The following is a 17693-nucleotide window of genomic DNA, read 5'->3' as shown; positions in this document are numbered from 1 at the left end:
CACCAGGCGGTACTGCATTAATGCTGCGTATCATCAGCGATAGTGGCCGGAACAGGGCGCCAGCGCTCCAGCACGGTCACCGTCAATGCGGGCAACATGGTGAGTGTAACCAGCGCGGCGCCCAAAATGCCGAACATCACAATAGCGCCGACGCCGCGGTAGAGCTCGGTGCCCGCTCCGGGAATCAACACCAGTGGCGCGAGCCCGCAAAGCGTGGTGATGGTTGACATGGCGATGGGGCGCAGGCGCGCCTCTACCGCTTCGGTCACTGCGGCCAGCGGTGTGCTGCCCTCCTGCCGCATGTTCTGCACGGCCCGGTGCACGATCAGTATGGGGTTATTGACGACCGTTCCCATCAGAATCAGGAAGCCAAGCATGGAGATCATGTCGAAGGGCTGGACGATTTGCGTCCAGCCGACCAGGGGTAGCAGGCCGCCTATACCATTGAGCAGCGACAGCCCCACGATACCCCCTGCAATGCCCAGCGGGATTGAGGTCATGATCAGCAACGGGTAACCCCAGTGCCTGAAAATGGCCACCATGACCAGGTAGATGACCAGCAGGGCAACCACGTAATTGGATACCAGTGCCTCGCGGGTGGCGTCGAGTTGGTCGGCGGCACCGGAGATGGCGATATTCACGTCGGCCGGGATCTCACCGCGCTGACGCAGATGACCCAGTACCTCCTCCCGCACCCGGTTGACGCCTGTTTCCAGCGCGACCTGGCGAGGTGGGATGATGTTCAGGGTCACGGTACGGCGGCCGTTGACACGGCGCAGGGAACTGGTGTCGACCGTCTCCCGAATGTCCACCAGCGCCCCCAGCGGTATCACTTCGCCAGCGCGTGTGTACACGGGTAATTGAGGGAGGACGTCCAGCGATGCGTTCTGACCTGCCTGGCTGTAGAGATAGATATCGATTTTGTCGTCTGCGACAAAGAACTCATCCACGTAGCTGCCGTCGGTCAGGGCGGATACGGTAAAGCCAAGAGCCTCGGCGGTCATGCCCAGTTCAGCGGCCCGCTCCCATTTTGGCCTGATTTCCACCATGGGCTGGGACAGCGCCAGGGATGAGGGCTGGCTTTGTATGCGGGGGTTATCGAATACGTCCCCGGCGCGGCGATAGGCGGCCAGTGCTACCTCGTAGATAACAGCCAGGTCCGGCCCGGCGATATCCACGTTGATACTACGGGTGCCGCCGTTGTTGCTGCTGATTATGGAACCTCTTGCAGCAAATGCGCGCATCCCCGGGTATTCACGGTACTTGCTGGTGATCACATCCATCAGTGCTTCGGTCTCGTCGGCATTAACCGGTTCGGAAATAATCCGCAGGAAGTCAGAGCCCACGCGCAGGTTGATATAGTTTATGGCTGGGACGTCTGTCATGCCGTCTTTAAACGATGCCGGGTCAGCGCCAATATGCGGGCTGAAGTAGTCCTCTATCTCCTTACCGATCGCCGCCATCGCCGCCAGGTTGTACCCCGGGGGCGAACTCATCACCGCGAAGACCTTGGGCTCTTCTCCCTCGGGAAGATACTCCGCCGCCGGCGTCAGTTGCCAGATCACCAGCGCACTGAGCAGTACTGTCACGCCGACGCAGCTCATGCGGCGGGCGGGTGTGGCCAGCAGGCGAGCGATCAGTTCAAGGGTAGCGTTGCGTACCCGGTGAGGTTTTGCCGGTGCGTTAGTCGGGGTGCGCTTATTACCACCAAAATCCAGGCGAGCGGTGGCGGTAGGCAACGCGGTGACTGCGACCAGCATGGAGGCGAGGATCGCCGCGGAAATCGCGATAGCGACATCGGAGTAAAGCTGCCCGGCCTCCTGTTCGACGAAGGCGACCGGTATAAACACCAGCACGGTGGTCATGGTAGAGGCAAAGACGGCGGGCCACACCTGGGTAACGCCAGCAACAGCGGCCTGCAATCGCGCAGCGCCGCGTCGACGCTCCAGTTCTATGCTCTCCAGAACAACGATGCTGTTGTCCAGGGTCATGCCGATGGCGAAGGCGATACCCGCCAGGGAGATCACGTTAATGGTGCGTCCAGCGATCAGCAGCCCGAGAAATGCAATGATGATACAGATAGGGATACCCATCACACCGACCAGAGTGGCTCGCACCGAGCGCAGGAATAGAAACATTACCGCCGTGGCCAGCAGCGCACCCAGGACCAGGTTTTGCCAGACGTTACGCACCGAATCCTGCACGTAGCGCACATCGTCGGCCATAAGCGCGATCTGCATGCCGGCCGGCTCCAGCAACTCCTCGTTGATGGCGGCCACCTCTGCAACCATCTTTCGCTTGATGTCGATGACATTGGACCCGGATTCACGGCGCACCGGCATAAATATGTTGGGCGAGCCGTTATAAGTGGTGATGGCGTTTTTTTCAAAATGATCCAGGCGCAGCGTGGCCACATCAGACAGGCGGATAATCGTGTCGCCGCGGCGGGCGAGAATAAGCTGTTCCAGTTCGGCTAAATCCTCGAAGCGACCTATGGTGCGCAACAGGTACTGGCGCTTGCCGGACTCGATTTCGCCGCCAGACCTGTCCCGGTTGCGGCTGCGAATGGCCTCGCGCAGGTCGCTCAGGGAAAGTCCTCGCTGGGCCAGTCGCGCGGGGTCGACCAGTATTTGTACCTGTCTTTCCGCCCCCCCATAGACATCGACCTGGGAAACGCCTGGAACACTGGACATACGAGGCTTTACGTTGTCGACCAGGAAGTCCCGTACCAGGTCCATGTCCAGTTTGCGCGGGTTTCCCGGCAGTGGCTGCACGCTGAAAAACATGAACGGATTGCTGGAAAAAGAGTTGGCGAAAATGCGTGGCTCGTCGACGTTCTCCGGATACGAGGGCACCTGGCTGAGCGCGTTGTTGACCCGGATCAGCATTTCAGTAATGTCCGTACCGAAGGGGAATTCCAGTTGTATCTGCGCGACGCCGCTGCGCGCGGTGGCGATAATCCGGGATAGATTGGGCAGGTTGCGTAAGTAGTCCTCCTGCTCAATGAGAATTTCCTTTTCGACATCCTGCGGCGTAGCGCCGGGCCACGCCGTGCGCACGCTGATGGCGCGTACGTCCAGGTCTGGAATCATCTGTACGGGAATGCGGGTGGCAGCGACAATGCCCAGTACGCAGACAATCAGTACGATGACCGTTACCAGGGTCCCGTTGCGAATGATGTTTTCAAACATCAGCCTTCACCGGCCTGGCGTATAACCACGTTCTGGCCGTTCTGCAGCGCCTCGTTACCACGCACCACGATGCGGGCACCGGGTTCCAGGCCACTGCTTATTTCTACCAGCGAGTCGAATGAGAGTCCGCTGGTCACCACGTTCTCGCGCACGACCGTGCCGCCGTCTGCAGCATCAACTGTCCACACAACAATACGTCCATCAGGTGACCGCACAATGCCGTCGCGCGGCACGACAACGGCCCGCCGACCTGCTGCGAGTCTGAGCTTGCCTTGCACTGATGTTCCGGGGGTGAACGTCTGCTCCGGGTCCGTCGGCTGTACGCGCAGCAGGAAAGTGCGCGCATTCGGATCAGTCACTGGCACCACGGTGGTTACTGCACCATTGTGATGGGTGGTGGGGTCGGCGGTGATACTGAATTGCATGGGTGCGCCCACCGCTATGAAAGCGGCATAGTCTTCTGCCACTGGAAAATCCAGATGTACATCATCCAGCGCAACCAGTTCGAGAACCGGTTGGCCGGGGCTCACCCACTCCCCGAGCTCGGTCAGTTTTGCGCTGATGACGCCGGCAAAGGGCGCCTTTAGCTGGTGTCGCTGCAGAATGCCACGCCGGTATCCGGCTTCCGCTTCAGCCTCATGCAGCGCAGCCTCGTCCTGGGAGACCTCCGCGGCAATATCCTTCACCACTGACTCGGCGATGCTGCGTTGGGGGGCCAGCGTGCGAGCCTCCTCGAGGCGTCGTCGCGCATCACGCAGCGCAAGATTTGCCCGTTCGACAGCGGCTTCAGCGCCGCGAGCCTGCAACTGGGCGAGTTCGTCATCCATTTGCAGCAGCAGTTGGCCACCCTCCACCCGGCTGCCAGCATCGACCTGCAGTGCCGACACCAGGCCGCTGGTGGCCGGCGACAGGCGCGCTGAACGGGCGGATGTGACTGTGCCGGTAAGCTGCAGGACCCGGTAGACCTCCTGTTCCTGTACGGTGGTCACCACCACCGGTGCGCCGGCTTTATCCTGGGCGTTAGCGGGCAATGCGAGGCAGGCCGCAAGCAAAAGGATCGCGCGCAATGGATAGGGACAAGTGATGGTACGAGGCATATTCATCCGGGTCCAGGTCAGTAATACGGGCTAGCATAACGGAAAGCAGGGCGGTTTAAAGCCGGGAGTGGGGTAATTGAGCCAATAGCCAGTACGCAGCGAGGGCAGCCCCTATCGGCACCCGGGCTGCGATCGCTGTGCTGTCCTCGCCAGGGGTTCAGATAAACATATCCTGGTTGTCTGCGCCCAGCCTGACGCCACCCAGGTTTCTGGCAAAGGGCGTGGGATTGTTGGCAACGTGCGCCCGGGCCGTGTGAATATCGAGAAAGCGTTGCTGAATTTCGGCACCGGTGAACACCGAGGCGCCGCCTGCGGAAGAGAACAGGCTGTCTATTACTCCCATGGATTTCTCGATGACCAGGGATGCCTGATAACGGTATTTGACCCGGTACTCAACCGGCACCGCCTCGCCGCGGTTCACCGCGTCCATCATTTCGTCGAAATTGCGATACAACAGCGCTTCCATTTCATCAATAGCATTGGTGGCAGCGGCCACGCGCTCTGTGGTGCTGGTGTCTCCGGAGAGTTTGGTGGGGTCGCCGCTGGCTTTGCCGACAACGGTCTCGCTGTAAAGTCGCAACGCTTCCCTGGCCGCGCCGATTGCGGGAGTGGAGACCACCCTGATAAAGGTCTGCGCCCAGGGCAGTCGGTAGAGTGAGGGTGAGGACGCGTCGACACCCGGGTTGTTGCCGGTAAAACCATCCGTCTGCTTGTGCGTGCGGTAGTCGGGCACGAACACGTCATTGACGACGATGTCGTTGGAGCCGGTGCCCTGCAATCCCATTGAATGCCATGTGTCCTCAATGGTGTAATCAGATTCTGGTACCAGGAAAGTGCGAAAGCCCTCGCCCGGGACTATTGCGCCCAGCAACACCCAGCTGCAGTGGTTGCACCCCGAACTCCAGCCCCAGCGTCCGCTCAGGCGGAAGCCGCCTTCGGCCAGCTCGACTTTGCCCATTGGGGCATAGGAGGAGGAAATGCGGGTGTGGATGTCGTCTCCCCATACGTCCTGTTGAGCACGCTTGTCCATCAACGCCAGTTGAAATGCGTGCACTGCGATAATACCGCTGGCCCAGGCTGTGGACATGCAACCCTCGGCAATCGTGCACTGCATGCGAAAGAAGTCCTGCGGGTCCAGTTCATAGCCGCCCCATTCCTGCGGCTGAAGAGCGAGGAAGAAACCGGCTTGCTGCAGGTCGCTTATGCTTTGTGCCGGCACCCGGCGCTCGCTTTTCGCCTGGGCGGCGCGTTCCCGGAACTGCGGCTTGAGGGCAATGATGGCGTCGAGCATGGTGCTGGCTGTAGCCTGCTTGTTTTTCAGTTTTTCTGCTGCGGTCATGATCCTCTCTCCTGAAGAGTGTGGGTATTACTGGTAGTTACGCAGGCCCGGACCACATGGTTCTAGCCCGTTTGAGGTAAATTGACAGGTGATGGGCGGGCAGCCGCAGCCCCGGGTGCGCCGAACGCCATGTGATCAATGTTGGGCTTCTTGCTACCGGTGGTATCGGGGTCCCGCTCCATGCGATGAGTAGTCTGCCGCTCATCGCAATACTGCCAACAGCCGCGGAAACCGAAGTCCGGTCCGGGGCTACCCAGGAGCTAAAGTGCATCGCGGTAAATATCGCCGGTGGTGAGCCGTGGTTCGTAGAGTGCAGCCATAACGCTATTTCTGGCGAAGCTGGCATCTGGAACGCATAATGGGCGCCTGACTCTGCAATGGATATGTACCACCAGCATGCTTGTATACAACCAGCGTCACTGCGGGCAGTTATCGTTTGCCTGCAGCTCCAACCTACAGTCGGGTCGTGCATCGTGACCTCCGCGGCCGAACATGTGCAGTGGATGCGTCGGGCGCTGGCGCTGGCCGACCGTGCCGAAAACGAAGGCGAAGTGCCGATTGGTGCGGTGGTCGTTCGCGACGGCAAGTTGCTGGGTGAAGGCTGGAACTCGGTTATCTCGTTGAGCGACCCGACGGCGCATGCGGAAATTGTGGCCATGCGCGACGCAGCCCGTTTAGTCGGCAACTACAGGCTACCCGGGGCGACAGTCTATGTGACCCTGGAGCCGTGCACGATGTGTGCCGGTGCGATGATTCACGCGCGTATCGACCGGCTGGTGTTTGCAGCCAGGGAGCCCAGGGCCGGAGTGGTGTGCAGCACCTGCAGCTTGCTCGATGAGCCGCGCTACAATCACCAGGTCAGCTGGGAGGGCGGTGTTCTGGCCGAAGAGAGTAGCGAGCGCTTGCAGGCATTTTTTCGTCAACGGCGTAAATAGGCTGGTTGCGCGCAGCCTTTCGGGCACCAATTACAGCGCTTTCAGGGTCACTCCAGTGAGCACTTCAGGCAGGTAATCCCTTGCTTCGATGGGAGGCAGGGGCTGATTGCGCGCGATATCCTGCCATTCCAGAATGCCCTGGTAATGGCGGATATTCTGCACATATGAGACTGCCTCCCGTCCCCTGGCGTAACCACGCTTTAGCGTGGAGTAGTGTTTGCTGTTCTCCAGTAGCGGCAGCGCCTTCATTACATCGCTCCACAAGTGTGGGTCTCCGCCCTGGCGCACCGTGAGCACCCTTGCATCTTCCAGGTGGCCACGGCCGATGTTGTAGGCAGCCAGTGCAAGATAGGTGCGATCCGGCTCGTAGATGTCATCGGGAAGGCGCCGCTTCAGCTGTTTGAAGTAGCGGGCCCCTCCGCGCAGGCTCTGCCCGGGGTCCGTGCGGTCGGTAACGTTCATTTCTTTCGCGGTGGGCAGGGTGAGCATCATCATGCCGCGTACCCCGGTGGGTGACTGCGCCGACGGATCCCAGTGCGACTCCTGATAGGCGATGGCGGCGAGCAGGTGCCAGTCCATCTTGTATTCCCTGGCCACCTGGTGGATCAGCTTCTCGTAGCGCGGCAGGTTGCGCCGCATATTGAGGGCGAATGTGTGGGAGCCTATGCGAGAGATAATACGGCTGTGGCCGAAGTGTTCCTCGCGCAGTGCGTCAAGGGTGCCGTTTGATCGTTGCTCTTGCAGGAAGCCGTCGATGAATTCCAGCAGGCGCGTGTTGTCGCGGCCGGGAGGCAGGAACCAGACCATGTCCTGACTGGAGCCCAGGTCAAAAGCCACCTTCAGCCGAGGGTACAGGCGCTGCTGTACCTCGAACTCGTTGGAGTCGACGATTGCCAGTTCGGCCTCCGCCTTGTTCAGTCTCTCCAGTAGCTCCATGGAGTCGGCCTCGGCGATCTCCTCCCAGGAGAGCTCCGGGTAGCCGTTCCCTTTCAGCGCTTGCAGGTAACGACTATGCCGGGACCCTTTGAGCACCAGGATAGTTCTACCCAGAAGGTCGCGTGGTTCCCTGGGTCGGGAGCTGCCGGCAACGTAGATGACCTGGGGCCGCAGGGTGTAGTAGGGCACGCTGTGAGGATACTTGTTCTCCCGCTCGCCTGTCAGTGCCAGCCCTGCTGCGGCCACGTCGGCATCGCTACGATCCAGCTGCAGGAAGATATCGTCCAGGCTGAATGCTGGCGCGATCTCCAGTTCTACCCCCAGCTGACGGGCTAGTTTGCTGGCCAGCGCGTACTCGAACCCCGCCGGTCCGTCCTTGTCAATGTACCAGGTCGTGGGGCTGTTGCGGCTGACCACGGTGAGGCGGCCATCCTTCAGGATCTGGTCCAGACTGTCCTGTGGTGCGCAGCCCATCAGGAGTATGAGCAGGGTCAACGAAAGTAGGTGTGCGATGCGTATCATGTTCCTATTCTAGCCAAGGACGGACAGCGGCGGACAGGAAGAATTACCATGGCCGCGAGGGGAATTTCGGTTACCGGGTAACGCGCATTTACAGTACAATACCGCCTCAATAAATCACCCCCTCCTGGAGCAATCCACAGCATGCTTACCCTGCGCGGCGCACCGGCCCTGTCAGCCTTTCGTCTGGACAAGCTGGCACAGAAACTCTCCGCTGTTCACCCTGACATCAAACTACTGCACACCGAGTATGTCCACTTCGTCGATCTGGCTGGCCCGTTGCCCGCCGAGCGGGAGACGGTACTGGCACAATTGCTGCAGTACGGCCCTACCATCAGCGAAGCCGGACACGTCGCCAGGGCTGAGCAGAGTGATTTGGTTCTGGTCCTGCCCCGTCCGGGAACGATATCACCCTGGTCCAGTAAGGCGACCGACATCGCCCATAACTGTGGCCTGGATGCAGTGAAGCGCATAGAGCGTGGTGTGGCCTACCAGCTGTCATTCCCCCGGGACCTCGGCGCGCAGCAGTATGAAGCGGTGCTGGCCTTGCTGCACGACCGCATGACCGAGGCTGTCCATACCGACCTTGAAAAGGCGTCAGAGCTGTTTGTAAAAGCGTCCCCGGCGGCCATGAGCTCGGTGGATATTCTCGGTGCTGGCCGGGCGGCCCTGGTAGCAGCCGATCGTGCGCTGGGACTGGCACTGGCGGACGATGAAATCGATTACCTGGTGGAGAGCTTTACCGGCCTGGGCCGCAACCCCAACGATGTTGAGTTGATGATGTTCGCGCAGGCGAACTCCGAGCACTGCCGGCACAAAATTTTTAATGCCAGCTGGAGTATCGACGGTGAGGAACAGGCCCTGTCGCTGTTCAAGATGATTCGCAATACCAACGAGCAGGGGGGTGAAAACGTACTCTCCGCCTATTCCGATAACGCGGCAGTGGTAGCCGGTCCTCGCGCCGGACGTTTTTATCCAGATCCTGACAGCTGCGAGTACGGTTTCAGCCAGGAGAATATCCATCTGCTGATGAAAGTGGAAACCCACAATCACCCCACCGCGATCGCCCCGTTTCCGGGTGCCGGCACGGGCTCTGGTGGCGAGATCCGCGACGAGGGTGCGGTAGGCCGTGGCTCCAAGCCCAAGGTGGGACTCACTGGCTTCTCGGTGTCCAACCTGAATATTCCGGGATACATACAGCCATGGGAGAGCGAGTACGGTAAACCCGGGCGCATTGTTTCGGCCCTGGACATCATGCTGGAGGGGCCCATAGGCGGCGCCGCATTCAATAACGAGTACGGCAGGCCTAATTTGTGCGGCTACTTCCGCAGCTTTGAAATGGAGGCACCGGGAGTCAATGGTCGTGAAGTTCGCGGCTACCACAAGCCTATTATGATCGCCGGCGGTTATGGCAATGTCCGCGAAGAGCACGTCGAAAAGGGTGAGTACCGTCCAGGTGCCAAATTGATCGTGCTCGGCGGACCGGCAATGCTGATCGGCCTGGGTGGCGGCGCCGCGTCGTCGATGGCCAGTGGTCAGAGTGCCGAGGACCTGGACTTTGCCTCTGTGCAGCGGCAAAACCCTGAGATTGAGCGACGTTGTCAGGAGGTTATCGACCGCTGCTGGCAACTGGGAGAGGCAAACCCTATTGCCTTTATCCACGATGTGGGCGCAGGCGGCCTGTCCAATGCGTTCCCGGAGCTGGTCAAGGACGGTAATCGTGGCGGCACTTTTGAGCTGCGCAATGTGCCCAACGATGAACCCGGCATGTCGCCCCTGGAAATATGGTGTAACGAGTCCCAGGAGCGTTATGTCATGGCGGTGGAGCCGGAGAACCTGGCCCGTTTTGAAGAAATCTGTGCGCGGGAGCGCTGTCCCTACGCAGTTGTCGGTGAGGCGACGGAGGCAATGCACCTGCTGTTGACTGACAGGGAGTTCGGCAACGCTCCAGTGGATCTGCCCATGTCGATACTGTTTGGCAAACCACCACGGATGCACCGGGAAATTACCCGCCAGTCGCCGCCGCGTGACGAACTGGCGCTGGATTTGACGGTCGCCGAGGCGGCAGAGCGCGTGTTGCAAATGCCTTCTGTGGGCAGTAAAAGTTTTCTCATTACCATAGGCGACCGCACCGTGACCGGAATGGTATCCCGGGACCAGATGGTGGGACCCTGGCAGGTGCCTGTGGCCGATTGCGCGGTAACGACTGTTTCCTACGATACTTGTGTTGGCGAAGCCATGGCCATGGGTGAACGCACTCCCCTGGCCCTGCTGGACGGTCCCGCTTCCGGGCGCATGGCGGTCGCCGAGGCCATTACCAATATCGCCGCAGCGGCCATCGCCGACATCAGCGATATCAAGCTATCCGCCAACTGGATGTGCGCAGCGGGCTACGGTGCTGAGGATGAGGCCCTTTACGATACCGTGCACGCCGTTGGTATGGAATTCTGCCCACAGCTGGGTATTACCATTCCCGTCGGCAAGGATTCCATGTCCATGCGCACCACCTGGAACGATGCCGGCGAAGACAAGTCGGTCACCGCCCCCCTTTCCCTGATTGTCTCTGCATTTTCGCCGGTAACTGACGTGCGGCTGACGCTGACGCCGCAATTGCAGCCGGACGAGGGTGCCAGCCTGCTGCTGGTTGACCTGGGCCGGGGCGCCAACCGCCTGGGTGGATCCGCCCTGGCGCAAAGCTGCAGGCAGATGGGCGACACCGTGCCCGATATTGACAGCTCGGACCTCAAGCAGTTTTTTACGCTCATTCAGGGCTTCCTGCGGGCAGGCAAGCTGCTGGCCTATCATGACCGGTCCGACGGTGGCCTGCTGGCGACCCTTGCAGAAATGGCCTTTGCTGGTCACTGCGGCCTGGCTGTGGACCTTGCTGCGGTCCCGGGAGATGACCTGGATCGATTGTTTAATGAAGAGGCCGGCGCTGTTGTACAGATAGCTGATGCTGATGTTACCGCTTTTCGCGAGCAGGCCGCGGCGCTGGGACTGGAAGAGTGCGTGCACTTTATCGGGCGCGCTACCCGCAGCGAGGCCTTGGTGATAAACGACGGCGACCGCAGTATTTTTGGCGGCCAGCGCGCCACGATACAGGCGCTCTGGGCCCGCACCAGCTATGAAATGCAGGCCCTGCGGGATAACCCGGCATGTGCTGATGAAGAATTTGCCCGCATTGAGGCAAAAGACCCGGGGCTGTCGGTGTCGCTGAGTTACGACCCGTCGGAAGATGTCGCAGCGCCATACATCAACACCGGCGTACGTCCGCGCATCGCCGTGTTGCGCGAGCAGGGCGTGAATGGTCACGTGGAAATGGCCGCAGCCTTCCACCGGGCAGGCTTTGCACCTTTTGATGTGCACATGAGCGATATTTTATCCGGCCAACAACGACTGGCCGATTTCAAAGGGCTGGTCGCCTGCGGCGGCTTTTCCTACGGAGACGTGCTCGGTGCCGGTGAGGGCTGGGCCAAGAGCATTCGCTTCAACGAGTCTGTCCGTGAGCAGTTCAGCGCGTTCTTTAACCGCGATGACAGCTTCACCCTGGGCGTTTGTAACGGTTGCCAGATGGTCTCTACTCTCAAGGACCTGATTCCGGGTGCGGCGCATTGGCCGCGCTTTGTGCGCAACCGTTCTGAACAGTTTGAGGCGCGCCTCGCCCTGGTACAGGTCCAGGAAAGTCCCTCTATCCTGCTTTCGGGGATGGCCGGTTCGCACTTGCCCATCGCGGTCGCGCACGGGGAGGGCCGAGCAGAATTTGCAGACGATGCAGCCCTTGCAGGCTGCGAGAGCACGGGCACTGTGGCCCTGCGCTATGTTGAAAATGACCTTTCGGTGGCCAGCCGATACCCGGCCAACCCCAATGGTTCACCCAATGGCATATCCGGCCTGAGTAGCCTGGATGGTCGTGTCACCATCATGATGCCGCATCCAGAGCGTGTATTCCGCACGGTACAGTTTTCCTGGGCGCCCCAGGAATGGGGTGAGGACGGTGGCTGGATGCGGCTGTTCCGCAACGCCAGGGCATGGCTGGGATGATTGTATGCAGTCTGCCCTGTCGCAGAACGCCGCGCACAATTGAGTCAGTGACCTTGAAAGCCGGGGCCTGCGCCCCCATCACAACGGATAGCGGCCTTGTGGCGTGAGGTCGAATCCTTATAATGTCGCCTTTTTTCGAGCCGGACCCAATGTCCGGCTCCTGTATTGAGCAATATACATGCTGAACAAATATCCCCTGTGGAAATATCTGCTGGTGCTCACTGTTCTGGCGCTGGGGTTTTTCTACGCCGCGCCGAATCTTTACAAGCCCGATCCTGCCTTGCAGATCACCGGCGAGAACAGCTCACAGGTAATTGATGCTGTCATGCTGGCTCGTGCCGAGAAAGCCCTGGACGAGGCCGGTATAGAGTACTTTGGTGAAGAAATTGATGCGGACGGGCGTAACGCGCTCATCCGGCTCAGGGATGCAGAGGTGCAGTTGCAGGCCCAGTCGCGGGTTGCACGCGCTCTCGGCGACGGATTTATCATCGCCCTCAACCTCGCTCCGACCACCCCTGACTGGCTCAGTGACTTTGGCGCACAGCCGGTAAAGCTGGGCCTGGACCTGCGTGGCGGTGTGCACTTTAAACTGGAAGTGGATGTCGAATCGGCGATAGATCGACGCATGGAGTACTACTTCAATGCGACCAAGCGCGCCCTGCGTGAGGCGCGTATTCGCGGCTACGTCAATATGGATGACCAGGGGCGAGTGGAAACAAAGTTCAAGAGCGAGGCGCTGCGAGAGCAGGCTCGGGACCTCATCGCTGAAAACCACCCGGAGCTCATGCTGGATCGTGTGGACGAGGCCGACAGCTGGAATCTCTATGCAGCGATGACTGATGCTACGCGCAGCGAGATAGCTGAATACGCGGTGAGCCAGAACCTGACCACCTTGCGCAACCGGGTGAATGAACTTGGCGTATCCGAGCCACTGGTTCAGCGGCAGGGCCAGAACCGCATTGTAGTAGAGCTTGCCGGTATTCAGGACACTGCGGAAGCAAAGCGCATCCTGGGTAAGGTGGCCAATCTTGAATTTCGCATGGTGGCGAAGCTGGAAGCGGCGCCCTCGGAGAAGCAGCGCTTCGAATACCGTAGCCCGGATCGCGCGGGTATGAGTGAGTCTCTTGAGCGAGACTTGATCCTAACCGGTGAACGGGTCTCCAATGCCCAGGCCAGTTTCGACCAGAACGGGCGCCCCAACGTACAAATCAGCCTGGACAGCGAGGGCGGTATGTTGATGAGCCGGGCTACTCGCGACAACGTGGGCCGACGCATGGGCGTACTGTTTATCGAGCGCAAGTTCCGCACCCGCTATGAAAAACAGGAGGATGGGACCGAGGTTGTCATCAAGGTGCCCTACGACGAGAAGAAGCTGCTGACAGCGCCAGTGATTCAGTCCGCCCTGGGCGCGCAGTTTCAGATAACCGGGTTGGACAGCCCGATGGAGTCTTCCGAACTGGCGTTGATGCTGCGCGCTGGCGCCCTGGCTGCGCCCATTTCCTTCGTTGAAGAGCGCACAGTGGGTCCGTCCCTGGGTGCAGAGAATATCCGCCTGGGTGTCAAGTCCGTGCAAATCGGCCTCGCCCTCGTGGTCATCTTTATGGTCCTTTACTACCGGGTGTTCGGTATCGCTGCCGTGGTGGCGTTGAGCTGCAACCTGGTACTGATGCTCGCGTTTATGTCGCTGATCGGCGCCACCCTGACCCTGCCCGGTATCGCCGGTATTGTGCTCACGGTGGGTATGGCGGTGGACGCCAACGTGCTTATCTTCTCGCGAATAAGGGAGGAGCTCGGCAACGGGTTATCTCCCCAGATGGCGATTCATTCCGGTTTTGAGCGGGCAGTGTCGACGATTCTCGACGCCAATATCACCACGCTGATTGTCGCGGTAATTCTCTACGCCGTCGGCACCGGTCCGATCAAGGGCTTTGCGGTGACACTGTCTGTGGGTATCGTGACCTCCATGTTTACCGCCATTGTAGGTACAAGGGCTCTAATTAACCTGATTTACGGCGGACGCCGTGTGCAGTCGCTGTCTATTGGAGGGGGCCACTAATGAAAACTCTGGATTTCATGGGGCAGCGCAAAATCGCTATCCTCTTTTCGGTGATTCTGCTGGCGGTCTCCATAGGCTCACTGGCAACCAAACAGCTTAACTGGGGCCTGGATTTTACCGGGGGTACGCTGGTAGAAGTAAACTACAGCGAGACAGCGGACCTTAACGCTGTGCGTGGGACACTGGAGACTGAGGGTTTTGCCGGTGCGATCGTGGTCAGCTTCGGAACCGACAGGGATGTATTGATCCGTCTACCCAAGGGCTATTCAGACCAGCAGGGTGCGCAGTTGCTGGACACACTCCAGCAGGCCTATGAGGGTACGGTGGAGCTGCGGCGCATCGAGTTTGTCGGTCCGCAGGTCGGCGATGAGTTGCGCGAGCAGGGCGGTCTGGCCATGCTGCTTGCCCTAGGTCTGGTCATGATTTATATCGCCTTCCGCTTCCAGTTCAAGTTTGCGGTGGGTGCAGTTGTGGCATTGATACACGACGTGCTGGTGGTGCTGGGGTTCTTCTCCGTCACTGGTATGGAGTTTGATCTCACCGTACTTGCCGCGCTGCTGGCGGTGATTGGTTACTCGCTTAACGACACCATTGTCGTATCTGACCGCATCCGTGAAAACTTCCGCAAGTTGCGCAAGGTCGACCCGGTGGAAGTGATTAATATATCGCTGTCGGAAACGCTGGGGCGTACCCTGGTGACGTCATTGACCACCATGCTGGTGCTGGTCGCACTGGCGTTGTTCGGTGGCGAAATGATCAACGCCTTTGCCATCGCGCTGTTGGTGGGTGTGTTTATCGGTACCTATTCGTCGATCTATGTTGCTGCCAACGCGCTGTTGTTAATGGGCGTGAACAAAGAAGACCTGATGATTCCGGTGAAGGAAGGGGCAGAGCAGGAAGAGATTATCCCCTGAAGTTGGGGTCGTTCTCTGCACAGGCTCAGGGCCGGGAAAGGCCTTTGCAAACAATCAGGCCGCTGTTTTTTGCGCAGCCGTATTTTTGGGGTTTTTCGCGAGGACTGTCTGAGGCGTTGAAAGGTTGCGTTCAGCAACCTTTGCCGAGTTCGGCAGCGACCCAAAAATAGGGCGGAGCTTGCGGTCGTTCTCTGCAGAGGCGGAGGGCCGGGAAAGGCCTTTGCAAACAATCAGGCCGCCGTTTTTTGCGCAGCCGTGTTTTTTTGGGGTTTTTCGCGAGGACTGTCTGAGGCGTTGAAAGGTTGCGCTCAGCAACCTTTGCCGAGTTCGGCAGCGACCCAAAAATAGGGCGGAGCTTGCGGTCGTTCTCTGCAGAGGCGGAGGGCCGGGAAAGGCCTTTGCAAACAATCAGGCCGCCGTTTTTTGCGCAGCCGTGTTTTTTGGGGGCTTTTCGCGAGGACTGTCTGAGGCGTTGAAAGGTTGCGCTCAGCAACCTTTGCCGAGTTCGGCAGCGACCCAAAAATAGGGCGGAGCTTGCGGTCGTTCTCTGCAGAGGCGGAGGGCCGGGAAAGGCCTTTGCAAACAATCAGGCCGCCGTTTTTTGCGCAGCCGTGTTTTTTGGGGGCTTTTCGCGAGGACTGTCTGAGGCGTTGAAAGGTTGCGCTCAGCAACCTTTGCCGAGTTCGGCAGCGACCCAAAAATAGGGCGGAGCTTGCGGTCGTTCTCTGCAGAGGCGGAGGGCCGGGAAAGGCCTTTGCAAACAATCAGGCCGCCGTTTTTTGCGCAGCCGTGTTTTTTGGGGGCTTTTCGCGAGGACTGTCTGAGGCGTTGAAAGGTTGCGCTCAGCAACCTTTGCCGAGTTCGGCGGCGACCCAAAAATAGGGCGGAGCTTGCGGTCGTTTGCAAAGGCCTTTCCCGGCCCTGAGCCTGGGGAACCCTATTACCAAAGCCCTCTCAAACTAGCCCAGCAGTGGCTTGGTCACCTGCAGCACAGCTTTGAAGCATTTGGGGCTCCCGCAGACGATATTGCCGGATTCGAGGTAATTGTCAGAGGCGTTGATGTCCGCGACCAGTCCACCCGCTTCCTTGATCAGCAGCGCACCCGCCGCAATATCCCACTTGGCCAGGCCAATTTCCCAGAACGCATCCAGGCGACCCGCGGCCACATAGGCCAGATCCAGAGAGGCGGCACCGGCACGGCGGATACCGGCGCATTCCCCGGCCAGTAATTCCACAGTTTTGGCGTAGGCCTCCAGTTTGTCGTCGCAGTGACCCTTGAAAGGTATGCCGGTGCCCAGCAGCGCGCCGTCCAGGCTGTTGCGCTTGCTGACCCTGAGGCGACGCCCGTTGAGTTGGGCGCCGCGGCCGCGGGAGGCGGTGAACTCTTCCCGGCGCACCGGATCGACAATTACCGCATGCTCCAGTTTGCCCTTGTGCAGGCAGGCGACGGAAATGGCGTAGTGGGGGATACCGCGAGCGTAGTTAGTGGTGCCATCGAGTGGGTCGATGATCCACTGGTACTCTGCATCAGCACTGCCGGTGAGGCCGGTTTCCTCGCCGAGGATGGCGTGGTCCGGGTAGGCTTTCTGCAGGTGATAGATGATCTCCTGCTCGGCGTTAACATCCACTTCACTGACATAATCGTTGACGCCCTTTGCCACCACATCGATGCGATCAAGGTCATCCGAGGCGCGTACGATATTCTCTCCGGCCTTGCGGGCGGCGCGCAGCGCAATGTTGATCATCGGTTCCATGGTGTATTCCTCAGGGGTCAGCGGGCGCGGGATTATAGAGCAACTCCGCTAAAAAATCTGCTAAACTTCGCGCCCCGAAACGGCCCACAGTCACATGAATCTCGACAACATACGCATCGTTCTGGTCAACACCAGCCACCCCGGTAATATTGGCGGTGTGGCGCGTGCGATGAAGAACATGGGGCTCTCGCGGTTGTATCTGGTTGAGCCAAAGCAATTTCCTGATGAGCAGGCGAGCTGGCGGGCCGCCTCTGCTGCGGATGTACTGGACAATGCGGTGGTGACCGCCTCACTGGATGAGGCGGTGGCCGATTGCCAGTTTGTGGTGGGCACCAGTGCGCGCGGTCGGAGAATTCCCTGGCCGTTGCAGGACCCACGACGCTGCGCTGAGCGTATGGCCTCCCAGTCTGCCTCTGAGCAGGTGGCCGTGCTGTTTGGGCGCGAAGACCGGGGACTGACAAATGACGAGCTGAAGATATGTAATCTGCACCTTAATATTCCCACCTCGGCCGATTACAGCTCCCTGAACCTGGCCATGGCCGTGCAGGTCGTCTGTTATGAACTACGCATGCTGCTGGACGTTGACCGTTTATCCGCTGCCGAAGACGCCGAGTGGGATACGCCCTTCGCCACGCGCGAGAATATGGAGCGCTACTACCAGCATTTGGAGAGCACCCTCGTAGATATTGAGTTTCTCGACCCGGCAGCGCCCCGCCAGTTAATGGCGCGACTGCGCAGACTCTATAGCCGCGTCCGCCTGGACGAAATGGAGTTGAACATTCTCCGCGGCATTCTCACCGAGACGCAGAAGTGGGTCAGGAAAGCCCGTTCCGGGGAGTAAAGACCAAGTAAATCACTTGGTTTTATAGTTGACCAAAATAGTAGGTTATTGCATAATTCCGCTATCGAAT

The 17693-nt window shown here is 59.5% G+C and carries 10 protein-coding genes; 5 read left to right on the top strand and 5 right to left on the bottom strand.

What is annotated here, in order from left to right:
* Positions 1–17 precede the first annotated feature (17 nt).
* The 3 genes from C0039_RS03240 to C0039_RS03230 all read right to left on the bottom strand — a co-directional run bounded on the left by C0039_RS03240 (position 18) and on the right by C0039_RS03230 (position 5627).
* Positions 18–3191, bottom strand: coding sequence for an efflux RND transporter permease subunit (locus C0039_RS03240; RefSeq protein WP_101517219.1), 3174 nt, complete (start codon positions 3189–3191; stop codon positions 18–20).
* Positions 3191–4294 (bottom strand): efflux RND transporter periplasmic adaptor subunit, encoded by a 1104-nt coding sequence (locus tag C0039_RS03235; protein ID WP_101517218.1) that lies wholly within the window; start codon positions 4292–4294, stop codon positions 3191–3193. Before C0039_RS03235 ends, C0039_RS03240 begins: the two co-directional genes overlap by 1 nt.
* A 151-nt stretch (positions 4295–4445) precedes the next feature.
* Positions 4446–5627 (bottom strand): acyl-CoA dehydrogenase family protein, encoded by a 1182-nt coding sequence (locus C0039_RS03230; protein WP_101517217.1) that lies wholly within the window; start codon positions 5625–5627, stop codon positions 4446–4448.
* Positions 5628–6100: 473 nt separating this feature from the next.
* Between C0039_RS03230 and tadA the strand changes: the two genes are divergently transcribed.
* A complete protein-coding gene (gene tadA, locus C0039_RS03220; RefSeq protein WP_076000554.1) occupies positions 6101–6562 on the top strand; it encodes a tRNA adenosine(34) deaminase TadA in 462 nt (153 codons plus the stop codon).
* Positions 6563–6592: 30 nt separating this feature from the next.
* Here the strand turns inward: tadA and mltF are convergent, their stop codons facing one another.
* The gene (gene mltF / locus C0039_RS03215; RefSeq protein WP_101517215.1) at positions 6593–8020 is read right to left on the bottom strand and encodes a membrane-bound lytic murein transglycosylase MltF; all 1428 of its coding nucleotides are present in this window, start codon (positions 8018–8020) and stop codon (positions 6593–6595) included.
* Positions 8021–8161: 141 nt separating this feature from the next.
* Between mltF and purL the strand changes: the two genes are divergently transcribed.
* The 3 genes from purL to secF all read left to right on the top strand — a co-directional run bounded on the left by purL (position 8162) and on the right by secF (position 15028).
* The gene (gene purL / locus C0039_RS03210) at positions 8162–12058 is read left to right on the top strand and encodes a phosphoribosylformylglycinamidine synthase (RefSeq protein WP_101517214.1); all 3897 of its coding nucleotides are present in this window, start codon (positions 8162–8164) and stop codon (positions 12056–12058) included.
* A 178-nt stretch (positions 12059–12236) separates the two neighbouring features.
* Positions 12237–14114 (top strand): protein translocase subunit SecD, encoded by a 1878-nt coding sequence (secD, locus tag C0039_RS03205; protein ID WP_076000557.1) that lies wholly within the window; start codon positions 12237–12239, stop codon positions 14112–14114.
* Positions 14114–15028: a protein translocase subunit SecF gene (gene secF, locus C0039_RS03200; RefSeq protein ID WP_101517213.1), complete on the top strand. Its 915-nt coding sequence runs from the start codon at positions 14114–14116 to the stop codon at positions 15026–15028. Before secD ends, secF begins: the two co-directional genes overlap by 1 nt.
* Before the next feature lie 959 nt (positions 15029–15987).
* Here the strand turns inward: secF and C0039_RS03195 are convergent.
* Positions 15988–16782, bottom strand: coding sequence for an inositol monophosphatase family protein (locus C0039_RS03195; RefSeq protein WP_101517212.1), 795 nt, complete (start codon positions 16780–16782; stop codon positions 15988–15990).
* 94 nt (positions 16783–16876) lie between these two features.
* Here C0039_RS03195 and trmJ point away from each other — a divergent pair, with 94 nt between their 5' ends.
* On the top strand, positions 16877–17623 hold the full coding sequence (trmJ, locus tag C0039_RS03190) for a tRNA (cytosine(32)/uridine(32)-2'-O)-methyltransferase TrmJ (RefSeq protein WP_101517211.1): 747 nt from the start codon (positions 16877–16879) through the stop codon (positions 17621–17623).
* The last annotated feature ends 70 nt before the right edge of the window (positions 17624–17693 follow it).

The sequence above is a fragment of the Pseudohalioglobus lutimaris genome, from assembly GCF_002866825.1.
Classification (GTDB): Bacteria; Pseudomonadota; Gammaproteobacteria; order Pseudomonadales; family Halieaceae; genus Halioglobus; species Halioglobus lutimaris.
This window is presented reverse-complemented; position numbering and strand designations above follow the sequence as displayed.

Excerpts from the sequence above, each read along its gene's own strand:
- C0039_RS03230 (WP_101517217.1), bottom strand. The coding sequence starts at position 5,627 with ATGACCGCAGCAGAAAAACTGAAAAACAAGCAGGCTACAGCCAGCACC.
- trmJ (WP_101517211.1), top strand. The coding sequence starts at position 16,877 with ATGAATCTCGACAACATACGCATCGTTCTGGTCAACACCAGCCACCCC.
- mltF (WP_101517215.1), bottom strand. The coding sequence starts at position 8,020 with ATGATACGCATCGCACACCTACTTTCGTTGACCCTGCTCATACTCCTG.
- C0039_RS03240 (WP_101517219.1), bottom strand. The coding sequence starts at position 3,191 with ATGTTTGAAAACATCATTCGCAACGGGACCCTGGTAACGGTCATCGTA.
- C0039_RS03235 (WP_101517218.1), bottom strand. The coding sequence starts at position 4,294 with ATGAATATGCCTCGTACCATCACTTGTCCCTATCCATTGCGCGCGATC.
- purL (WP_101517214.1), top strand. The coding sequence starts at position 8,162 with ATGCTTACCCTGCGCGGCGCACCGGCCCTGTCAGCCTTTCGTCTGGAC.
- C0039_RS03195 (WP_101517212.1), bottom strand. The coding sequence starts at position 16,782 with ATGGAACCGATGATCAACATTGCGCTGCGCGCCGCCCGCAAGGCCGGA.
- secD (WP_076000557.1), top strand. The coding sequence starts at position 12,237 with ATGCTGAACAAATATCCCCTGTGGAAATATCTGCTGGTGCTCACTGTT.
- secF (WP_101517213.1), top strand. The coding sequence starts at position 14,114 with ATGAAAACTCTGGATTTCATGGGGCAGCGCAAAATCGCTATCCTCTTT.